Consider the following 20,642-nt stretch of genomic DNA (forward strand, 5'->3'; position numbering starts at 1 on the left):
GGGAGGGGGGAAGGAAATGAATCTATTAACCTGGGTAAATGTCATCGATAAAAAAATGACAGCATTAAGTGTGGAGGCCAATCTTTGTACGAAATTGATTTCTCCAAAAAGCACCTGTAAAAGCTGTGTCGATCATTGTCCCAAAACTAGCATTTCCTTCGCAAATAAGGATATTGTTATCGCTGACACCTGTGTGGATTGCGGCCTGTGCGGGACGGCATGCCCGACAGGCGCCATAACAATGAACCAGCCCCCTCTCACTCAATTTGTTGAAGAAGCCATCCATAAAAGCGAACGGCATGATAAAGTTTACCTCCATTGTGAACGGACGCCAGTTTCGAAAGGACGTGCCACAACGGTTGCGGTGCCATGCCTCGGAATGATTCCAAAAGAAGCATGGGTGACATTATTGAATAAATGTAAAAATCTATCAATTTATCAACCTCAACAGGCATGTGCTGGCTGTGAAATCAGCACTGGCGAAAAATTGTGGAGAAGGGAACTTCAAGCTGGGGAAGCGATTAGTTGCCAGAAGATGAAGATTACCTCCGAAATAAGCGGTTCAAAGGAAAGTGTCGACTATAATGTTGAACGAAGGGATTTTCTTTCTGCTCTTTTTAAGGAAATAAAATCAACTAACAAACTGGCAGTAAAAGAAATGCTGGGCGGCTCTAACAAGATTCCAACTTATCAAGAGAAACTTCAAGAGGACTCCAAGGCAAAACTACTAAAAGAGTGGAACGAAGTAGGAAGTCAGTTTGTTGAAAAAATGACGAATGAATCCGTGTATCCATATATGAAAAAACGCTCACTCTTTTTGGCGGAATTGCAGGAGAGGGAAGCACTGCGTTATCAAGAGGACATCCGTTTGCCTCAAATAAACGAAAGTTGCCATTTCTGTGGAGCATGTGCGATTCTTTGTCCGACCGAAGCCTTGACGATGAAAACCGAACGCGGCCACCAAACAATCACCTTACTACCGTATAAATGCGTGGACTGCTCTTTATGTGAAGAAATTTGCTACACAAAAAACATCCAATTACAACAGGCCAAAAACCGAACACTTCTGGAAAATGAAATTACATTAGTAGAGAAACACGGGCAGGGCTTATGAAAGGGTCACGAGCTACTCAAATCAGGATGAGTGACAAAGATTGGGCGAAATCCGGATAGGTAGTCACTCAAATCCAGATGAGTGACATTGAAAAGGCAGAACCCGAAAAGGAAGTCACTCAAACCCCGTTGAGCGACATTGTTTAGGCAAAAGCCGGAAAGAAAGTCACTCAAATCCCGTTGAGCGACATTGTTCAGGCAAAAGCCGGAAAGGAAGTCACTCAAATCCCGTTGAGTGACATTGTTCAGGCAAAAGCCGGAAGGGAAGTCACTCAAATCCCGTTGAGTGATATTGTTCAGGCAAAAGCCGGAAAGGAAGTCACTCAAATCCCGTTGAGTGACATTGTTTGGGCAAAAGCCGGAAAGAAAGTCACTTAAATTCCGTTGAGTGACATTGTTTGTGCAAATTTCGGAAAGGAAGTCACACAAATCCCGTTAAGTGACATTGTTTAGGTAAAAGCCGGAAAGGAAGTCACTCAAATCCCGTTGAGTGACATTGTTTGGGTAAAAGCCGGAAAGGAAGTCACTCAAATCCCGTTGAGTGACAAAGATTCGGTAAAATCCAAAAAGGTGTCACTCAAATCTGTTTGAGCGACAAAGATTTGCTGAAATTCTGAAAAGGTGTCACTCAAATCTGTTTGAGCGACAAAGATTTGCTGAAATCCAAAAGAGGTGTCCCTCAAATTCGTTTGAGCGACAAAGATTTGCTGAAATCCTGAAAAGGTGTCCCTCAAATTCGTTTGAGCGACAAAGATTTGGCGTAATCCAAAAAAGGTGTCGCACAAGATCCGTTGAACGACAAAGATTCCCCGATATCCCGAAAATGTGTCGCTCAAAAAATGGGGCACAATTGTTTGTCTTATTCGCAATTAATTTATATAGGAGACTGGCCGCTTGTTGTCACAAGGACATGCAAGCGGCTTTTCTGTCCAGTAAAGCATCCATATTTCGTCTTTTCCTCAAACCGAGCCGAAAAAATGAAAACAAAAAGTATTTATGCTAATAATAGGTTTGATACAGTTTAAGAGGAGTGAGTTTATGTACAGAACAGTAAATGACTTTTTGGCTGAGTGGTCTCGTGCAGCGAGTGGAACAATCAGCGTATTGGAGTCTTTAACAGATGAAAAATTGAACCAGTCAATAGTGGAAGGTCATAGTACGCTTGGATGGTTAGGCTGGCATTTGGCAGCGAGCATTCCGTTCTTTGCCGGTCAGGTAGGCCTGAATGTATCGTTTCCAGGGGATGTAAAATCAGTTCCGTCCAAGGCAAGCGAGATTGTGGAGGCATATAAAAAGGCATCCGAGGAATTAAAAAAAGAAGTGGAAAACAACTTAACCGACGAGAAAATTATTGAAGCAGTTGAGTCACTTGGCCAGTTAATGCCAAGAGGTGCGACACTAAGACTGTTTATCGATCACCAGACCCACCATCGCGGGCAAATGACCGTACTTCTTCGTCAAGCAGGATTGAAAGTTCCTGGCATCATGGGTCCAACTGTAGAAGAACAAATGAAGTAGGTACATAATCTATAAACCGTTCTGGTTAAGGGACATCTCGAATAAAACACGGAAGTCTTTTGTCCATGAAAGGTTATCTCATACAAGGCTGTTCCATTTAAAATCGGAAATCCAACGATTTAAATGGGGACAGCCTTATTGTTTTCTGATTTCCCGAACACGGAAGCTCACTTCTTTTGCAGTTGGGATAGTTAGGGCAAGAAAGGACTCTATACTAAAAAAGCAAAACACCCGAATCCGAAAATTTCACATTCGTACGTTTTTATATTCTGTTCCGAGCACAAAAACAATTGTCAAATATTCTCATTTACGATTTCCCAAAAGTGATGGGCTGCTTTTGAGATTGGTTCATCTTTTAACTTTACAAAGATAGGTTCAACACTAAAATCCAATTCCTGCAGTTCAAAAAGCACGGTGTGTCCTAAAAAAGTAGATACATAATCCATTCTTGGAATAATCGATAAGCCTAATCCTCTGCTAACTAGTGAGACAACCATTGAAATATCTTTTGACTCGATAATAACATTCGGCTTAAGGCCGCGTTGTTCAAAAGCGTTAAGGATGTTTTCAGTGAAAGAATGTCCTTCCATCGCACCTAACAAAATCAAGGGGTATTGGGCAATTTCCTTCAATGAAGCGCGCTCTGAAAATGACGACGACCAACTAGATGGGACAATCACGGCGGCTGGCTGTTTTTTAAGTGTTTTCATACTAAACTTTTCACTTTTCCCAGACCGTAACAGTAACGCCACATCGATTTGCCTTTGTTCCAATTTTGTCAGTAGTTCCTCTGAATTGCCTGGTATAATAGTAATTTTCACATTTGGGAACTGCCCTCTGAACGTGCTGACATAGCCAATGACCATATTCGAACATGCAGACGATACACCTAATCGCACGGTTCCAGCTGTACCTTGTTCAATTTCTTCGATTCGCTGTTTCACATCTTCCATTTGAATCAACATTTGCTCGGCATACTGGTATAAAAGTCTGCCTGTTTCAGTAAGCTCCCATTTCTGGCGATACCGCTGAATAAGCGTGGTTCCCAGCTCCGTTTCAAGCTTTTTCAACAATTGGCTCAGAGGCGGCTGCGCCATATGAAGGACCTCTGCCGCTTTTGAAATACTGCCCTGCCTTACAATTTCCTTAAAGTAGTATAGATGCCGAATATCCATTTTATAACCCCGCTATATCATTTTTCATATGACTAGTTTATCAAATATATATTTTTAATATGTTGAATTCAGTGTTACATTTATATTTATGATTTTAAAAAAGTGAAGGATGTTATGACACAAATGAATATTACGAAACGACTCGCTCTTTACTGCTTTGGCTTATTCTTTTTGTCGCTTGGAGTGAGTTTTTCAATTCAAGCAGGGCTCGGCGTATCGCCTGTATCCTCGCTCCCGGTTGCCGTTTCTCTTACAACAGGCCTATCCGTCGGTGCTACAACAGTGCTTGCAAATGTCCTGTTTATTATTGTCCAAGTTATTTTAAACAAACGGATAGAAATTAGGGAATATACAGTTCAATTAATCGTTGCGTTCTTATTCGGGTTCTTTATGGATGTCACGCTATTCATCGTTCAACTTCTCCCGACACCTGAAACCATAGTTGCCCGTGTTCTTTATTTTATTGTAAGTTTATTCGTTTTACCGGCAGGCTTGTTCGGTTATATAAAAGCAAAACTTCCTTTGATGCCATACGATGCGTTAACGTATGTGATAAGTGAACGATTCAGTATGAAATTCGGCAAAGCAAAAATTACGAGTGACCTTCTTAACGTTGTGGTTGCTGGATCGGTATGTTTAATTTTTATAAAATCTTTTGGATCAATTGGAATTGGTACACTGATTGCTGCCTATTGCAACGGAAAAATTCTTGGATGGATGCTTGCAAATTACCAAAGAATCTTTCGGCAGTGGGTATACAAAAGTGAAAGTGAAGTTGAAGCATAGATTTCCGCTCGGTTTCAAAACTACGATGAATAGTAAAAGGCATTGGGATGATATCGTTCCCAATGCCTTTTTCATTAAGCTATATTAACTTTGGCTGTTGATTGCGACCACGACACACGCTTTCCACGGGGATAAGAAAACCATCTTACTATAATCCAATAGTGATGTCTTCATTTTTTGAACACAAGCTTTTGTATGCCATACAGAAGATAACTTCTTTTTAAAAGCAACTTTATTGAATCTACGATCAGCTTCCAGTACTATGGGCATTATATTGCTATTATATAAAAAAGGAGAATCAAAAAAATGAGGAAGGTTTATGAAGCAAAGAGTGCAACAGCATCCGGCCCATATTCACATGCGGTAGATGCGGGAGAATTTGTTTATTTTTCAGGTCAAACAGCAATGAACTCCATTTCAGCGGAAAACCTGAAAGGGGATATTGGAAAACAAACTGAGCAGTGTTTCAAAAATTTATTTGAGGTATTAGAAGCTGCTGGCCTCACACCTGATGATGTGGTAAAAGTGAATGTATATTTAACCGATATGAATAATTTTGCTGCCATGAACGAAGTATATGAAACACAATTCACAAGCCCGTTTCCTGCACGGACGTGCGTAGCAGTATTAGCTTTGCCGTTAGGTGCTGAAGTTGAGATCGAAATGATCGCCAAAAAAAGAAAATGAAATAATACAAAGGAGTGACTGTTTCATAAAACATCACTCCTTTTTCTGTGCCAAGCTAGTTTGTTCAGATTTTATTGATTCATTTATTAGTCCTTCAACATATACAAACCGCTATTGCGTTTAATTTCCAGCGATTGAATAGGAAAAGGTAAAAATACTTAATTTTGTATTGTTCAAAATGTACAAATGGTTGTTCATTATCCATGTTATTTTAAAATAATTTATGCATTATCAATAGTGGTGGTTTGTTTATTTTGTTTAATAGACATAAAGACCTAGCTGAAAAAGGTATGTATAATACCTATTGTTAACATAGAAAACGTGTTTAAGGAGGAAGAATTGTTAAGCCTAATGCTCTTTAGGGAGCTGAAAATTATTATTTAACTAATTTGGGTGCCGATGGCTATAAAGAAAGCAAATTGACATTCCAATTACAGCCTCTTGCAATAAAAATAATTTTACAGTAATTGGGTTAAACTTTTGCTAAATGGTCGAATCAAACGGGGTTTTAAATACGGCATACGATGAAAAAGGGGTATGAAATATGTCTACAACAATTGAAAGTCACGATACAAATGAGATTGAACGTGTCGCGGGAGTGGATGAATCATTATATCCGAAAACCGATAAGGATAGGACAGTCAGCGCAAAAGACTATATTTTCATGTGGATTGGCGACGGCGTTAACTTAGGTAATATGACGCTGGGGGCTAGTGTAATTGTCGCGGGTGTTGCGACATTAAACATCTTCCAAACAATTTTAGCAGCGATCATTGCAATTGGAATCATTTCAACCATTTTTGCATTGAATGATCGTCCTGGCTACAAATTAGGAATTCCATATGTTGTACAGCTTAGAATGTCCTTTGGGACTAAAGGGACTGTAATATCGTCACTTCTACGTGGGGTCCCCGCCATCGTGTGGTACGGGATTCAAAGCTGGATTGGTGGGACTGCCTTAAATGAAATTGCCAAGATTGTTACAGGTGGAAGTTTTGATAACGTTGCTATTTGCTTTGTTGCGCTGCAATTATTTCAGATTGTGCTTTCATTATTCGGTTTCCATGCAATTAAATGGGTAGAGACGGTTGCATCTGTTGTTTTCATGGCAGCACTTATTTATGTTTTCGGAATTCTTTTAACATCACATAGCACTGAGATTGCCCAAAACTGGGTTCAAGCAAAAGGCTCATGGGGCTTGCCGTTCTTTGGACTCATTATGGTCTTTTTAGGAAATTATGCAGGTATTTTTGTTAGTGCAGCGGACTATTCCAGGGAACTTAAAACGGGTTTGAGTGATGGAAAACGCGGAGCATTATACTTCTTGCCAATTACCTTATCATATGGTTTTGTTATTATAATCGGGGCAATGCTTGCTGCTGCAACGGGTGTAACGAATCCTGCACAAGCACTCCCAATTGTAATCGATAATCCTTATATTTCCGTTTTTGTATCTGCCTTTATTGTAGTTGCGGTTATTGCAACAAATATGGTTGCTAACATTATACCGCCCGCTTATGTCATTACATTGCTTACAAAATTAAAGTATAAAGCATCTGTAACGGTAACAGGATTGCTTGCATTAGGTGCATTTCCTTGGTTGCTTATACAGGAGTCATCGTCTAAGGGCCTTAATATGTTCATTCTAATCTATTCCGCATTTTTAGGACCTGTTATTTCAATATTATTAGTCGATTATTATATTTTAAGAAAACAGAAAATAAATACGGCAGAATTGTATAAGGAAGAAGGTTCTTTTGCTGGGTTTAATCCAGCAGGCTTGGTTGCAATGTTTATCGGTGCGGGTGCTGCCTTCATAAAGGTTGAGCTAGCATGGATCATCGGTTTAGTAGTAGCAGGTACAGCTTATTATCTTCTATCGAAGTTTGCCTTTAAAGGCTCAAGCTTCAAAACAGGGACGATTTTTGAGAAATAAAAAAAGAACAATAAAGAATACTTTGCAGAGAATCCTCTGCAAGGTATTTTTTTTGTAATCAGTACATTTTACACAACCCCATAATCCTATTGTATATAGGACGTTCAAAGGTATGACACTATTCGCAAGATGTTAATGTGCAAATTGCACTAGTGTTTGTTTGAAGTGAATATAACCGTAAAATTTTTATGCATAATATATAAAAAAAGATATTTGTTTTGTTTAATGAACCTAAAGAAGTTAAGCCAAATACTATTGTATAATAGTAATGGCGGTAATAAATAAAGAAATGTTTTCGACATGATTCGATGAACCCCATTGCATTTTTTTATTACGTACGCGAAACATAAGTTCAAGTAAATATTGAACTTGAACAAAAAGCTTCGATGGTTATTGGAGTTACCCAGGGAGGGATTCATTTGAGTCATTTTGATAGGGAGCAATTAAGGGCTGCGGGATATAGTGAAGACGTTTTGCCGACAAAAGAAGAAGAGAGAAAATGGAACATTGGGAATTTTTCAACTGTTTGGATGGGTGCCGTCCATAACATTCCTAACTATATTGCAATAGGTGGGCTTTTTGCATTAGGATTGTCAGTTGGCCAGGTTTTTGCCGCAATTATGGTTGCCTCCATAATAATAGCTGCAATGCTCGTTCTTAATGGCCATGCGGGCTCAAAGTATGGATTGCCATTTGCGATGCTGCTCCGTTTGTCCTTTGGAACGAAAGGTGCAATGATTCCAGGAGTATTAAGAGGAGTTATTGCGGCGATCATGTGGTTCGGTTTTCAGACCTTCGCAGGAAGCCAAGCATTATCCATTTTAATTGGAAAGCTTTGGCCGACGTATTTAACGTTAGGCGGAGATTGGAGCCTTCTAGGATTATCATTGCCCGCATTGCTTTCCTTTTTGATTTTTTGGTTATTGAATGTTGCTTTAATTTATGGAGGAATGGGCTTCTTAGGGAAATTTTCAAATATCCTTTCACCGCTTGTTTACATCGTTTTTGGTGGAATGGCGATTTGGGCCATTAACTTAGCAGGTGGTATTGGACCAATATTAGCTTATACCGGCTCAGGGGTTACCGGTAATAAAATGATTATCTTTATTGCTGCTGTGACAGCTGTAATTGCTGCTTGGGCAGCACCAATTGTAAATGTTTCAGATTTCACAAGGTTGGCGAGGTCTACGAAGGACCAAGCAATCGGCCAAACAATTGGTCTTGTTGTGTCGTATTTATTATTTGCGATTGCAAGTATCGCGATTATTGTCGGATCTGAAATAGCTTTTGGGACTCCAATATGGAATGTGCTTGATGTTGTAGCTCGGTTTGAGGGAACTTTCGCAATCGCAATTTCCGTTGTTACTCTTTGCTTAACAACATTATCTGTTAACGTTACTGGAAATATTGTTCCTGCAGGTTACCAGTTAGCGTCCTTATTCCCGAAAAAATTAACGTTTAAGTCGGGTGCAATGATTGCAGCTGTAATTGGCATTCTTGTAATGCCTTGGAAACTTATGGAGAATGCGACAAGTATTTTCACCTTCTTAAATATTGTTGGCGGGATATTAGCTCCAGTAACAGGAATTATGTTAGCGCATTATTTTATCGTTTCAAAAACCACTATTGACTTGAACGAACTATATGCAAAAAAGGGCAAATACAATTACAAAAATGGTTTTAATGTGAATGCCATCATAACAATGATTATCGCAGGATTCCTTTGTTTGGGCGGTAATTTCCTTCCATTTTTGAAGCCGCTTTATGATATGTCCTGGTTTGTCGGAATCATTTCAGCGTTTATTATTTATACAGTGTTTGAATGGCAACATTCAAAAGGAACTTTGTTTGTAAAGACGCCGAAATTAAATGAAGAAAATAGATAAATAAAGAAATGGCAAAACTAATGATTGAAAAAATTCTTGATCCTGAGAGGGGTATTTCACATGGCATTTGATTTGGTTATTAAAGGCGGAAATGTTGTATTCCGGGATGGCGTACGTAAAGTTGATATCGGCATTAAAAACGAAAAAATTTCATGCATTGCTGAGCAAATTACTGAGGATGCAAAAGAAATCATTGATGCGAATGGGCAATATGTCATGCCGGGAATGATCGACACACATGTACACATTAGTGAACCAGGCCGGACAGAATGGGAAGGCTTTGAAACTGGATCGAAGGCTTTGGCGGCAGGCGGTACGACGAGTTATGTGGAGATGCCATTGAACGCACTCCCGGCAACAATCAATAAAGAGGCATTGGATCTGAAGCTTGAAGCGGCAAAAACTCAAAACTATGTTGATTATGCCTTTTATGGAGGGCTTGTACCAGAAAACCTGGACAAGCTGGAGGAATTGGCTGATGCAGGGGTTCTGGCGTTTAAATGCTTCATGTCTGATATCACAAGCGATATTCCTGGAGATTTTACAAATGTCGATGATTATACCTTGTATAAGGGGATGCAGAAATTAGCGGAACTGGATCAGCTGCTGTGCATCCATGCGGAAAATCCATCGGTTACATCCGGGCTTGCAAAAGAATTTGCTAAAGCAGGCAAGAATTCCGGGGTCGAATATGCGGAATCCCGCCCTGTTTTTACAGAAGTGGATGCCGTCCAACGCGCCCTTCTTTTTGCAAAAGAAACTGGCTGTAAATTGCATTTAGTACACATTAGTACTTCCGAGGCGATTCAAGCTATTTTAAAAGCCCGTGAAGAGGGTGTGAATGTAACAGTTGAATCATGCCCACACTATTTTGCCTTTACTGCCGAGCAGGTAGATGAAATTGGCCCTAGGGCAAAATGCCAGCCTCCAATTAGAAAAGCAGAAGACCAAGCAAAGCTGTGGGACGAGCTTCTAAACGGGAATATTGACTGGCTGACATCCGACCATTCACCTTGTACTGAGGACTTAAAGCAAGGGAACCTTTGGGAAGCATGGGGCGGAATCAGCGGAGCGCAAAATAACGTCGACCTCATGTTTGATTTGGCTGTGAAACAACGTGGACTATCTGTACACAAGTTTGTCGATTTAATCGCAACCAACCCAGCTGAGCGCTTTAACTTGCCTCATAAAGGCGAAATAGCCGTTTCAAAGGACGCGGATATTATTTTGGTGGATCCTAACCAATCTTATACGGTGAAAAGGGAAGACCTGTACTATAAAAATAAACACAGTGCATATGAAGGCAGGAAGATTGACTGCCGTGTGACGAAAACAATCGTGCGCGGGAATGTAGTTTTCGACTTGGAAAAAGGCATTGTTGGCAACCCTGTAGGAAAGCTGATTTCTGCTAAATAATTAGTTTTAAAAACGAAATATTTACCCGCTTTGCCATTGTCAGCTGTTGGCAATGGCAAAGGGTTACTAAATGGCAGGAGGTATGAAACATGGCTACATACGAATTAATTATTAGAAACGGGAATATTGTCACATCGGAGTCAACCGTCCAAGGCGATATAGCTATTAAAGATGGGAAGATTAAAGAAGTATCCGTGGGCAAACCACTCGAGGCAACAGCAGATAAAGAGATTAACGCTGAAGGGCTTCATATCCTTCCAGGTTTAATTGACACACACGTCCATTTTAATGAACCAGGCAGAACCGAATGGGAAGGGCTCGAGACCGGGAGCAGAAGTTTGGCTGCTGGCGGTGTGACAACATTCTTTGATATGCCGCTGAACAGTACGCCTCCAACCATTAACAAAGCTAATTTGGAGCTGAAAAGCTCAGCTGCCGATGAAAAGTCGATTGTTAATCCTCGTTTCTGGGGTGGGCTAGTGCCGGAAAACATTGCCGACCTTAAGGAACTTCATGAGAATGGCGTCATCGGATTCAAGGCATTCATGTCACCAAGCGGGATAGCTGATTTCGATAATGTTGATGACGAAACACTCTATAAGGGCATGAAAGAAATTGCCTCCTTTGGCTCTCTTTTAGCTGTCCATGCGGAAAGCACGGTTATTACGAATCAAATCGCACAAGAAAAGCAAAGTCAAGGCAATATCACTGCAAGAGATTATGTTGAATCACGGCCGATTATATCAGAAATTGAAGCGGTTAGAAGGGTAATTTCCTATGCTGAAGCAACTGGATGTAAACTCCATATCGTCCATGCGAGCAGCCGAAAAGTAGTCGCAGTAATCAATGAGGCTCAACAAAGGGGCGTGGATGTAACAGTCGAAACATGCCCGCACTACTTATCTTTGACCGTTAAGGATTTAGAAGAAAAAGGAGCTTTGGCGAAATGTGCTCCTCCTTTAAGGGATGAAGAAGAAGTAGAAGATCTTTGGGCGGCTGTTGCCAGCGGTGAAATCACAGTGATCGGTTCCGACCATTCACCCGCTCCGGCTTCAATGAAAAAAATAACAGACAACTATTTTGAAGGCTGGGGCGGAATCTCCGGTGCTCAGTCCACTTTGAATATTCTATTGACTGAGGGACACTTTAAACGGAATCTTCCATTAGAAAAAATCGTTGAACTGACTGCGACAAACCCGGCAAAACTGTTCGGGCTGACAACGAAAGGAATAATCGCGGAAGGCTACGATGCTGACTTGGCCATTGTTAACCTAAACGAAAGCTTTGAGCTAAAGAATGAAGATTTGTTCTACCGACATAAGCACTCACCGTATGTTGGCATGACATTTAAAGGGAAAGTCAAAACAACGATTGTCAATGGCGAAATTGTCTTTGATAACGGAAAAATCATTGTTGATGGAAAAGAAGAAGTTCAAGCATAAATAAAAAAACCAAAACCCGATGTACAAGGGTTTTGGTTTTTTTACTCTTGGTTTTCGTCTTCTTTAAGGATGGTTCCAATTACTAGAGCAACACGGATTCTCAGTGAATCTGCTGGATCGCGAAAAGAACAGTTTAACATTTCCTCTGTTTTCTCAATACGGTACTTAACCGTATTTCTATGGATATACAATCTCCTTGATGTCTCGGAAATTTCACATTGCGAATCAAGGTAGACTTGTATGGTTTTAATTAGCTCCTGTTCTTCTTTTGTTTTTGGGTAAGCAAGTGACTTTAATGTATTTTCGTAAAGTGCTTTTAAATCCTTTTTTGGAACGGAGCTCAGTAATTCTTCAAGCTCCTTCGGTTTATAGAAATTTATGAATCCCAGCTTGTTCATTTCATATCCAGCCAGTAATGCTTCCACCGCTTCGTGATAGGCAGTAGAAATATCTTTTATTGAGAAGACTGGATTGCTGACTCCGAAGGAAATGGAATAATCGCCCTGCAAGTTCTTTTGGCAATTCTCAATAAATCTGGTTAGATTATTCAAATCCATTTCGCCAAATTTGGGGAATTGGACAATCATGACAAAATATTTTTCTTTTGTAAATAAAATAGCTTCAATATTATTATGGACGATTTCGTCCTCGAGCTGATCGTAAATGCTATTGTATAATTCTCCGACTTTTTTTTCATACAGCTGCAATGATTCATAATTTTGTCCTTTTTGATCAATGGTACAAATCATGCAAATATTATCCATGTTTTCTTTCAATCCGTAATAATTTCCACGGCTTAAAATCTCTTCCTCAGAGCTAATCCTCATTTCAATTAACTCATCAAAGAAATTATTTTTTAATAATCTCGAATTTTCTTCGATAGCCTGTTCTTTGATAATTGTAAATGAAATGACGTTCCCAGCCTGTTCAATCGCCATTTGTGAAGAGGGATAGGGCAAGGTTAAAGAATCAAAGATAACCAACATACTGGGATATAGCCGTTTGGTTTGTACTGGAAATGTAGAGATGGATTGATGGTCTCGTAGAGGGATCGTAAATGTCATGCCTTGCCGGGCAGCGACTAAATCTTCTTTAACTTTTTGAATGATTTCCCTTTCGACATTTTTCATCGTTTCCATTCCAAAATCATGGCTAGAGGCGATTTTTTCTCCTCTGTGATTTAATAAAAGAGTTGGGCGGGACAAAAAATGGCCTAATTGTTCAATCAGTGCATTCAGGCTGTATCCTTTTATCATCATCTTGGAAAACTCTTTTTGTACATGCAGGGCATAATAAAGTTGCTCAGTTTCGTCATCATTTAAGTAATTCAAAATGTGGCGGGATACTTCACCTAAAGTATGTTTTGTAGGTAAATCTATAATTGGAAAAGCCAAGTCATCGGCAAGCAATTTAACTTCCGTTGGCAATTCCTTTAAAAATCGATTAATTTTAATGACCATTCCCGAACAATTTAACGCATGCATTTGTTTTATCAACTCACACATTAGCTGTATATCGTCTTTAAACGCATACCCTGTGGTGAGAAGTAAATGATTGCTGTCTAAAAATTTGGTAACATCGGGTGTATCTGATATGTTAACGAATTGAACATTTCGAGTAAGCCCTCTGTGGCCAGCGAGGACCACACTCTCTTTCATACCTTCTAAAATAAATAAATCATTGATTGTTTTCATGATTATCCCTCATTTACTACCGATTAATTCGTAGTTTTACGTAAAATATATACAAAAAGCAAGTGAATTTTAGTTACTTTGAACAATGACAGTAGTCCTATTGTACCTTACACTTGTATATAAGGTAAAACAAAAAGTTTATAGCAATTTCTTCAAGGAACTATTTAGTGCGGGGTGAATTGGTAATGAATTTAGTGCAAAGGAAATATAAAGAGAATTGCTGGCCTGCTCGCGCTTTCAGTGATGAAATATATAAAATCCTAAAAAGTAATCCTAATGGCTATGTCCATAGTATTTTTAACAATAGTTTTAACCTAGCTTTTGATAATTATTTAGTCCATGTTGGTCCTGTCGAAAACGGGTTATCTCCATTCAGTATTGGTTTGGTTCGTCATGATGTACAACAGCTTATCATGAAGATAAGCAATAAACAGGAAGTAGCTTGGGATTTGCCATCAAAAACGATCGTTTTTTCTGAAGGAGCTTCCATTTCGTTAGAACAGGCAGAAGTGACAAATCATACGCTTCATGGGTATTTGAACCATCGCCACCACTTAAAAGAGAATTTTCAGTTCGTTGCCAACAGCCTGCTCCATGCGGATTGGCAAACAGGCCTTGCAGAAACCAACGATGATAAAAGGATGTTAATCAAGTTTTTGCTAGACCCTATGTTTGGCCTAAAGGATAATTTGATCCTGAAGGAATTGGACAACCTAAAAAAACTTGCCCATGGCGACGAAACGGTAGTAGCAGAAACAGTATTTAATTATTGGATTGGAAGAGGCCTGGGGCTTACTCCAACCGGGGACGATGTCATCACTGGGATTTGTGCCATCCTTTCTGCAATAAAGAAAACAAATAAAGCTTTTCAGCAGCAGTTGAAAACCTATTTGGTGGAAAAAGGAAGGAAGAGGACAACGCATATTGCGTTAGAATACCTTTTATATGCAACTGAGAGTAAATTTCACTCTCATCTTATTCAGATGTGTGATGTCATGGATAAACCTCGTGGGCCAGAGTTTATGGCCGCTCTTGAAGACATGAGGAAAATTGGCCATACATCCGGGGCAGATACAATAATAGGGATTTTGGTAGGAATTAAAGCCACGTTTGATAATAGTTAATGAAGGAAAAGCCATGATAACGATTATAAACGTTTATAAAAATGGCCATTACGTAAAAGGGCAGTTCATCCTTCAACAACAGGAGTTAAAGAGGACTTTGAGTTTATCTCTTAGTCCTTTTTGCCTAAAAAGACTCAATTACATGCGGAAAGGTTCGTAATGCTCATGGAATTCAAAGTAAAAGATTTGTTAAAGGTTGGCTCCCTAAAAGATGCAGTGGTACTTAGTGGGAAAAACAATTTGAATAAAGTGATAACTGGGGCAACGATCATGGAAGCACCTGATATTACAGACTGGTTGAAGGGCGGAGAATTAATTTTAACCAGCCTTTACCCCATCCGAAATTTTAATGAAGACCAACAAAAGGAATTCATTATTCGGTTGGCGGATAAGGGAGTGAGTGCCCTGTTGATTAAAAATCACCGTTTCGTGGCTGGGATCCCGGAGATAATAATTAGAACGGGAGAAATGAATGGGCTGCCTATCCTCCAGCTGCCAAAAGAGGTACCTTATATTGATGTAATGTACCCAGTCATGGGGGAGATTTTGAATAATCAAGTTAAGAAGCTCCAATACTATAAAAATATCCATGATCAGTTTACGGCATTATCTTTAGCCGACAAAGGCCCCGAAAAAATAATAGAAACATTGGAAGGGCTAATTGGGAATTCTGTTGCTTTATTTGACCGTAACTTCCATTGTATTACATCAACGGAATCATCGATAACCAGATTCCAAATTGTCGAAAAAATCCCCTATTACAATAAAACGGAGGAAATAAAGTTTCCGCATTACCGGCAAATTGTGAAATACCCACAACTGGATGGGCAAAAGGGTTACCAAATCGTTGTTCCAATCGAAACAGTTAACAATATCAAAACATACTTATTAATAAGTGAAATGAATAAACCTTTGGGAGAACTCGATTTTATTGCTGTGGAAAATGCCGCAACCGCGCTCTCGCTTGAATTAGTCAAGCAATTTGCTGTAGCGGAAGTGGATAAAAGATTTAAAAATGATTTATTAGAAGAGTTGATAGAGGGGAAAATTCGATCAACCGGCTTTTTCCAGAATGCCAATTTAATTGGCTGGGATATAGAAGGTTCGTTTGCGGCGGTTTTGTTCAAAATTAGTAAAAATAATGGGCCTCTTTCAAAGAAACAGATTAAACGAGGGATGTCAAATCGAAATGAGACATTGCTTTATGAGGCTATTCACCAACACATCCCAAATTGTATTGTTGGCAGTAAAAGCGGCTTAGTGGTGGTACTTTGGAAAATAGATGAGGACGATACAAATAATTATGTATGGATGGATAAAATAAAAGAAACGGCAGCAAAAATTCAGCAATATCTAAAAAAACAACACAACCAAATCGTTGTTCAAGTAGGTTTGGGGAATGTAGCAAGCGGAATACTGGAAGTTGGGGAAAGTTATAAAAAGGCTCAAGAAGCACTGGAACTTGGCGAGATATTAAATGGAAAGGAAGCCATTACAGCATATTCGGAATTAGGGATATATAGGCTTCTTTGCGAATTTGATGATCCATCCCTTTTACAGACGTTTATCCCGCCCTCTCTCAACAAGTTATTGGGTTACCCGCAGTCGAATAAATACGATTTGTTGGAAACATTAAAAATCTTTTTAGAGTGTAACCAAAATGCTACTAAAGTATCTCAACTTCTCTTTATACACCATAAAACCGCGGTTTATCGTTTAGAAAGAATAAAAGAAATAACTGGAATGAATTTTGAAGATTCGGAGGAGATGTTATCCGTTCAAGTAGGACTAAAAATTATCGATTTTCTAGAACGCAAAAAAATGTATAAGGATTAAATTCAGCTCAAATCGTTTTCTCATTACGGTTTAATTTAGAATCACAAAGAGACAATTATATAGATGGAGATTAAATAGTAAGCAAGCGAATGCTTACTATTTTTTTCGGCTTTCCAACCAGTGGATAACCTTCCATTCACCTCATATGTCTATGGAAGATAGCTGCATCATTGTTTCCTGTGGGTGTCATTTGTTAGCAATATTGTACATAATGCACTAAAATCAATGGTGTTTTTGTCCACTTTGTAAATTGAAAGAAACATGAGAAAGTTGTACATTATAATTTGTGAGCAAATAGTTATCCTAAAAAAGTAATTGTTTTCCGTTTGGAGTGCAAATTTCTACGAATCCGTGGAGGTGAAAAACCCACACGGTTTGATGTTCACTTTATGCCATGTAGAAGGAGGAGAACAGGGAATGGATTTACCTGTGAATATATTGATGTGGGTAATGGCGGTTTTACCTATAGCAATACTTATCGTATTAATGATCAAATTCCAGTGGGGAGCTGCCGAAGCGGCACCAATTGGACTATTGGCGGCTTTTATCATTTCCATCGTTTTTTATAAATCCGATCTTCAATTGATTGGATTGGAAAGTGCGAAAGGGATATGGACTGCTCTCACAGTAATCGCGATTATTTTGCCTGCGATTCTGATTTATGAAGTAACCACTGAGGCAAAAGCATTCGATTCGATCCGGAATGGATTGAAAAAGTTTACTTCAAACGAATTGCTTCAAATCATCGCTATCGGTTGGGTGTTTGCCAGCTTTTTGCAGGGAATCACCGGTTTTGGTGTACCAATCGCAGTTTGTGCTCCATTATTAGTCGGGCTCGGAGTAAGGCCGCTATGGGCTGTAGTCATTGCTTTATTAGGACAGGCTTGGGGAAATACGTTTGGAACTTTGGCTGTAGCTTGGGATGCGCTAGTTGCCCAAACAGGTATTCAAGGTTCCACAGTAGTAGAAGCTGCTATCTGGGCTTCTCTATTCATTTGGATTATTAATATAGCGACGGGAATCATGATTAGCTGGGTTTATGGCCGGATGGAAGCAGTTAAGAAAGCCTTGCCTGCAGTACTGATCATAACGCTTATCCAAGGTGGAGGACAAATGATTTTATCACAGTCAAATCCTTCATTAGCAGCATTTATTCCATCATTACTGTCACTTGTTGCAATTCTTTTCATAGGCAAACTAAAAATGTACAGAAATGCATGGAGTATTCAGGATAGTAAAATGATGCTTCGCCAAGAAGCGGGAAATAAGCAACAAGCCGAAACGGGTGCGGAAGGCTCACTTTCGATGAATCAAGCCTTTTTCCCTTTTTACGTATTAACTGCTATTACGTTGCTGGTTTTACTGGTCAACCCATTAAAGAACTTTTTAAATCAGTGGAAGTTAGGTCTTAGCTATCCGGAGACATCAACCGGATATGGTGTAGTTAATCATGCTTACGACCTGTTTTCACCTGTTATGCCATTAACGAACTCGGGTTTATTTCTGCTTCTTGCAGCAATCATTGGTTTTGTTTATTTCAAAAGTAAAGGGCAAATCCAAAAAGGCGGAGGAATACGGGCTATCAGGAGAACAATCGAAAAATCGATCCCTTCAACGATTGCGGTTATCGGATTGATTATCATGTCAAAGATCATGGGGGGAACTGGCCAAACAACCGAACTTGCAATGGGAACTGCAGGAGTGATGGGCCAGACTTACGTAATTTTGGCTCCAGCCATTGGTGTTCTTGGATCATTTATGACTTCAAGTAATATGTCCTCTAATATTCTATTAGGTGGGTTCCAGCAGGCTACTTCACAGTTATTGCATATAAATGAAGCTGCAATATTAGGGGCCCATACAGGGGGTGGAGCACTTGGTTCCGTTTTTTCACCAAGTAAAATCATCCTTGGGACAACAACAGCCGGAATTCTTGGCCAAGAAGGCCTTGTCTTAAAAAAGATATTGGTTTTTGTTATCACAATTGCTATTTTGATGGGAATAATACTAACGCTCGCTACACAGTTTATTTAGGGTGGTGACAAGGATATGAAAGATTTTTTTTCAACCAAAATTGGACATCAAACGATTGCAACCCTCGTTACGCTTTTTTCCTTTTTGTTTCTTTATACAGGAGGAACTCAGGATAATAACAGCATGTTAATGATCGGAATCATAATGATGCTTGGGGGAATGTTGGCTGTTCCAGTCATAGGGTTTAGGCATGCAAAAAAAATGCCGAAAAAAGAACAAACAAAGGGGTAAGCATCCTCGAAACTACGGGACAGTGAAAGCTAGGCTTTCCCTTTGTATCCGAATCCCCTATGTCAAGGTAAAAAACAAAAAATCACGACATGCGGTGCTTAACATAGACAAGCCGCAAACTATGACCCGGACGAAGGGACTAGTGAGAGGCGCATGAATAACTTTATGCGCCTGCTCTATTTTATCCATTGTAGATAAATCGTGGAAACCCATTACCTGCCGCACATCCATTTATCCTTTTCGGATAAAAATAACGAATCATCTTTATCCATTCGTCATAAAGACTATCCCGTTCAATACGCTTACAATTATAGGGAGGCAAGAAACCGGGATTGAAATGAAATCGAAGTTTGTCCGGGTGGTTAGGATTAGCGTGAGTTGGAACAATAAGAGGGATGTTTTGAAAACAGTTCCAAGATTGAACTATTTTACATAATGAGGAAAGGTAGATGGAAGTTGGGGAACATACTAAAAGCAACCGGGAAAGAGCTTGAAGCACTGGCGGAAGAAACGGCCCAAAAGCTTGAATGGCTAGGTAGCTTCGGGGCGGATTTCGAAGGTGGAGTATCACGTCTGCTTTATTCAAAAGAATGGGTCGACGGCCAGAATGCCCTGAAAGAATGGATGGAAAACGAAGGCCTTGAAGCTCACTTTGATGAGGTCGGCAATCTATTCGGTACATTAAAAGGAAAAAACACGGGTGAAACGATCCTGACTGGTTCGCATGTCGATACAGTTAAAAATGGTGGCAGATATGATGGAGCATATGGGATCGTAGCTGGTATATTGGCGCTAAAATACTTGAAAGAACAGTTTGGCCAACCATTGCGTAACATTGAAGTTGTTTCAATGGCTGAAGAAGAAGGAAGCCGTTTCCCTTATACGTTTTGGGGATCAAAAAACATTGTTGGGTTAGCAAAACGTGAAGATGTCGAAACGATAACAGATTTTGATGGGGTTCCATTTATCAAAGCAATGTCTGATGCCGGATTTAGTTTCAGGGACGAATCAAAAGGGCAGCGCAATGACTTAAAAGCTTTTGTCGAAGTTCATGTTGAACAAGGAAACGTCCTGGAAACTGAAAAGAAATCAGTTGGGGTTGTCAATAGTATTGTTGGCCAGAGGCGCTACACTGTTGAAATCACAGGCCAGGCAAATCATGCTGGGACGACACCAATGGGCTACAGAAAAGATGCGGTTTTCGCAGCCAGCCAAATGATCGTTGAAATTGTCACCATGGCAAAGGAAGCTGGAGATCCGCTTGTCGCAACAGTTGGTAAAATCGAAGTTCAGCCAAACATTGTCAATGTCGTGCCTGGAAAAGCGATTTTCACCATTGATGTTCGCCATACTGATAAAGAAGCGATTGTGTCCTTTACGGAAAAAATGACTTCCAGAATGAATGACATCTCAAAAGAGCATGAAGTTGAAACGGCAATCGATATGTGGATGGATGCGGATCCGGTCCCAATGGATCCAACGGTTGTGGAACTTATTGAAAAACAATGTAAAGAAAATGGCCTGAATTATAAGCTAATGCACAGTGGAGCGGGCCACGACTCGCAAATTTTCGCACCGGTTGTGCCTACAGCCATGCTTTTTGTGCCAAGCCTAAAGGGAATTAGCCATAATCCGGCGGAATATACAGAACCGGCTGATTTGGCGGAAGGTGTAAAAGCACTGATTGGCGCCCTATATGAATTGGGGTATAAAGAGTAATCAATGTTCTTTGTAGCTAGTTATTATTAGGTTTTAAACCTTTTA

General features: G+C 39.7%; 16 protein-coding genes. 14 read left to right on the plus strand and 2 right to left on the minus strand.

The annotated features are described in order from the left end of the window. Positions 1-16: 16 nt before the first annotated feature. The 3 genes from V1499_RS07480 to V1499_RS07490 all read left to right on the plus strand — a co-directional run bounded on the left by V1499_RS07480 (position 17) and on the right by V1499_RS07490 (position 2,631). Entirely contained in the window at positions 17-1,114 is a 1,098-nt protein-coding gene (locus V1499_RS07480) for a 4Fe-4S binding protein (protein ID WP_409275083.1), read from the plus strand. 179 nt (positions 1,115-1,293) lie between these two features. Then, on the plus strand, positions 1,294-1,491 hold the full coding sequence (locus tag V1499_RS07485; RefSeq protein ID WP_409275085.1) for a hypothetical protein: 198 nt from the start codon (positions 1,294-1,296) through the stop codon (positions 1,489-1,491). Between the two features lie 660 nt (positions 1,492-2,151). After that, on the plus strand, positions 2,152-2,631 hold the full coding sequence (locus V1499_RS07490; protein ID WP_409275086.1) for a DinB family protein: 480 nt from the start codon (positions 2,152-2,154) through the stop codon (positions 2,629-2,631). Positions 2,632-2,924: 293 nt separating this feature from the next. Here the strand turns inward: V1499_RS07490 and V1499_RS07495 are convergent, their stop codons facing one another. Next, positions 2,925-3,806: a LysR family transcriptional regulator gene (locus tag V1499_RS07495; protein WP_409275088.1), complete on the minus strand. Its 882-nt coding sequence runs from the start codon at positions 3,804-3,806 to the stop codon at positions 2,925-2,927. Between the two features lie 114 nt (positions 3,807-3,920). On the opposite strand from V1499_RS07495, the gene V1499_RS07500 reads away from it, so the two are divergent. The 6 genes from V1499_RS07500 (at position 3,921) to V1499_RS07525 (ending at position 11,959) form a co-directional block, all read left to right on the plus strand. Further along, positions 3,921-4,592: a YczE/YyaS/YitT family protein gene (locus V1499_RS07500; protein WP_409275089.1), complete on the plus strand. Its 672-nt coding sequence runs from the start codon at positions 3,921-3,923 to the stop codon at positions 4,590-4,592. A gap of 306 nt (positions 4,593-4,898) precedes the next feature. Next, positions 4,899-5,279 (plus strand): RidA family protein, encoded by a 381-nt coding sequence (locus V1499_RS07505; RefSeq protein ID WP_409275090.1) that lies wholly within the window; start codon positions 4,899-4,901, stop codon positions 5,277-5,279. Positions 5,280-5,823: 544 nt separating this feature from the next. Then, complete coding sequence (locus tag V1499_RS07510; RefSeq protein WP_409275092.1) at positions 5,824-7,215, plus strand: NCS1 family transporter; 1,392 nt, start codon at positions 5,824-5,826, stop codon at positions 7,213-7,215. A gap of 419 nt (positions 7,216-7,634) precedes the next feature. Then, positions 7,635-9,101 (plus strand): allantoin permease, encoded by a 1,467-nt coding sequence (gene allW, locus V1499_RS07515; RefSeq protein WP_409275094.1) that lies wholly within the window; start codon positions 7,635-7,637, stop codon positions 9,099-9,101. A gap of 60 nt (positions 9,102-9,161) precedes the next feature. Further along, on the plus strand, positions 9,162-10,517 hold the full coding sequence (gene allB, locus V1499_RS07520; protein ID WP_409275096.1) for an allantoinase AllB: 1,356 nt from the start codon (positions 9,162-9,164) through the stop codon (positions 10,515-10,517). A gap of 89 nt (positions 10,518-10,606) precedes the next feature. Continuing rightward, a complete protein-coding gene (locus tag V1499_RS07525) occupies positions 10,607-11,959 on the plus strand; it encodes an allantoinase (protein WP_409275098.1) in 1,353 nt (450 codons plus the stop codon). 41 nt (positions 11,960-12,000) lie between these two features. On the opposite strand, the gene V1499_RS07530 is transcribed toward V1499_RS07525, so the two are convergent. After that, on the minus strand, positions 12,001-13,653 hold the full coding sequence (locus V1499_RS07530; protein ID WP_409275099.1) for a PucR family transcriptional regulator: 1,653 nt from the start codon (positions 13,651-13,653) through the stop codon (positions 12,001-12,003). A gap of 185 nt (positions 13,654-13,838) precedes the next feature. On the opposite strand from V1499_RS07530, the gene V1499_RS07535 reads away from it, so the two are divergent. From V1499_RS07535 to allC, 5 genes are all read left to right on the plus strand, one after another. Further along, the gene (locus V1499_RS07535) at positions 13,839-14,777 is read left to right on the plus strand and encodes a DUF2877 domain-containing protein (RefSeq protein WP_409275100.1); all 939 of its coding nucleotides are present in this window, start codon (positions 13,839-13,841) and stop codon (positions 14,775-14,777) included. Positions 14,778-14,942: 165 nt separating this feature from the next. Further along, on the plus strand, positions 14,943-16,613 hold the full coding sequence (locus tag V1499_RS07540; protein ID WP_409275102.1) for a PucR family transcriptional regulator: 1,671 nt from the start codon (positions 14,943-14,945) through the stop codon (positions 16,611-16,613). 417 nt (positions 16,614-17,030) lie between these two features. Next, entirely contained in the window at positions 17,031-18,647 is a 1,617-nt protein-coding gene (locus V1499_RS07545; RefSeq protein ID WP_409275104.1) for an L-lactate permease, read from the plus strand. 15 nt (positions 18,648-18,662) lie between these two features. Beyond that, positions 18,663-18,878 (plus strand): hypothetical protein, encoded by a 216-nt coding sequence (locus V1499_RS07550; protein WP_409275106.1) that lies wholly within the window; start codon positions 18,663-18,665, stop codon positions 18,876-18,878. 456 nt (positions 18,879-19,334) lie between these two features. Further along, positions 19,335-20,597, plus strand: a complete 1,263-nt coding sequence (gene allC / locus V1499_RS07555; RefSeq protein WP_409275108.1) for an allantoate deiminase — start codon at positions 19,335-19,337, stop codon at positions 20,595-20,597. The last annotated feature ends 45 nt before the right edge of the window (positions 20,598-20,642 follow it).

The sequence above is a fragment of the Neobacillus oceani genome (genome assembly GCF_046237595.1).
GTDB lineage: Bacteria > Bacillota > Bacilli > Bacillales > Cytobacillaceae > Bacillus_D > Bacillus_D oceani.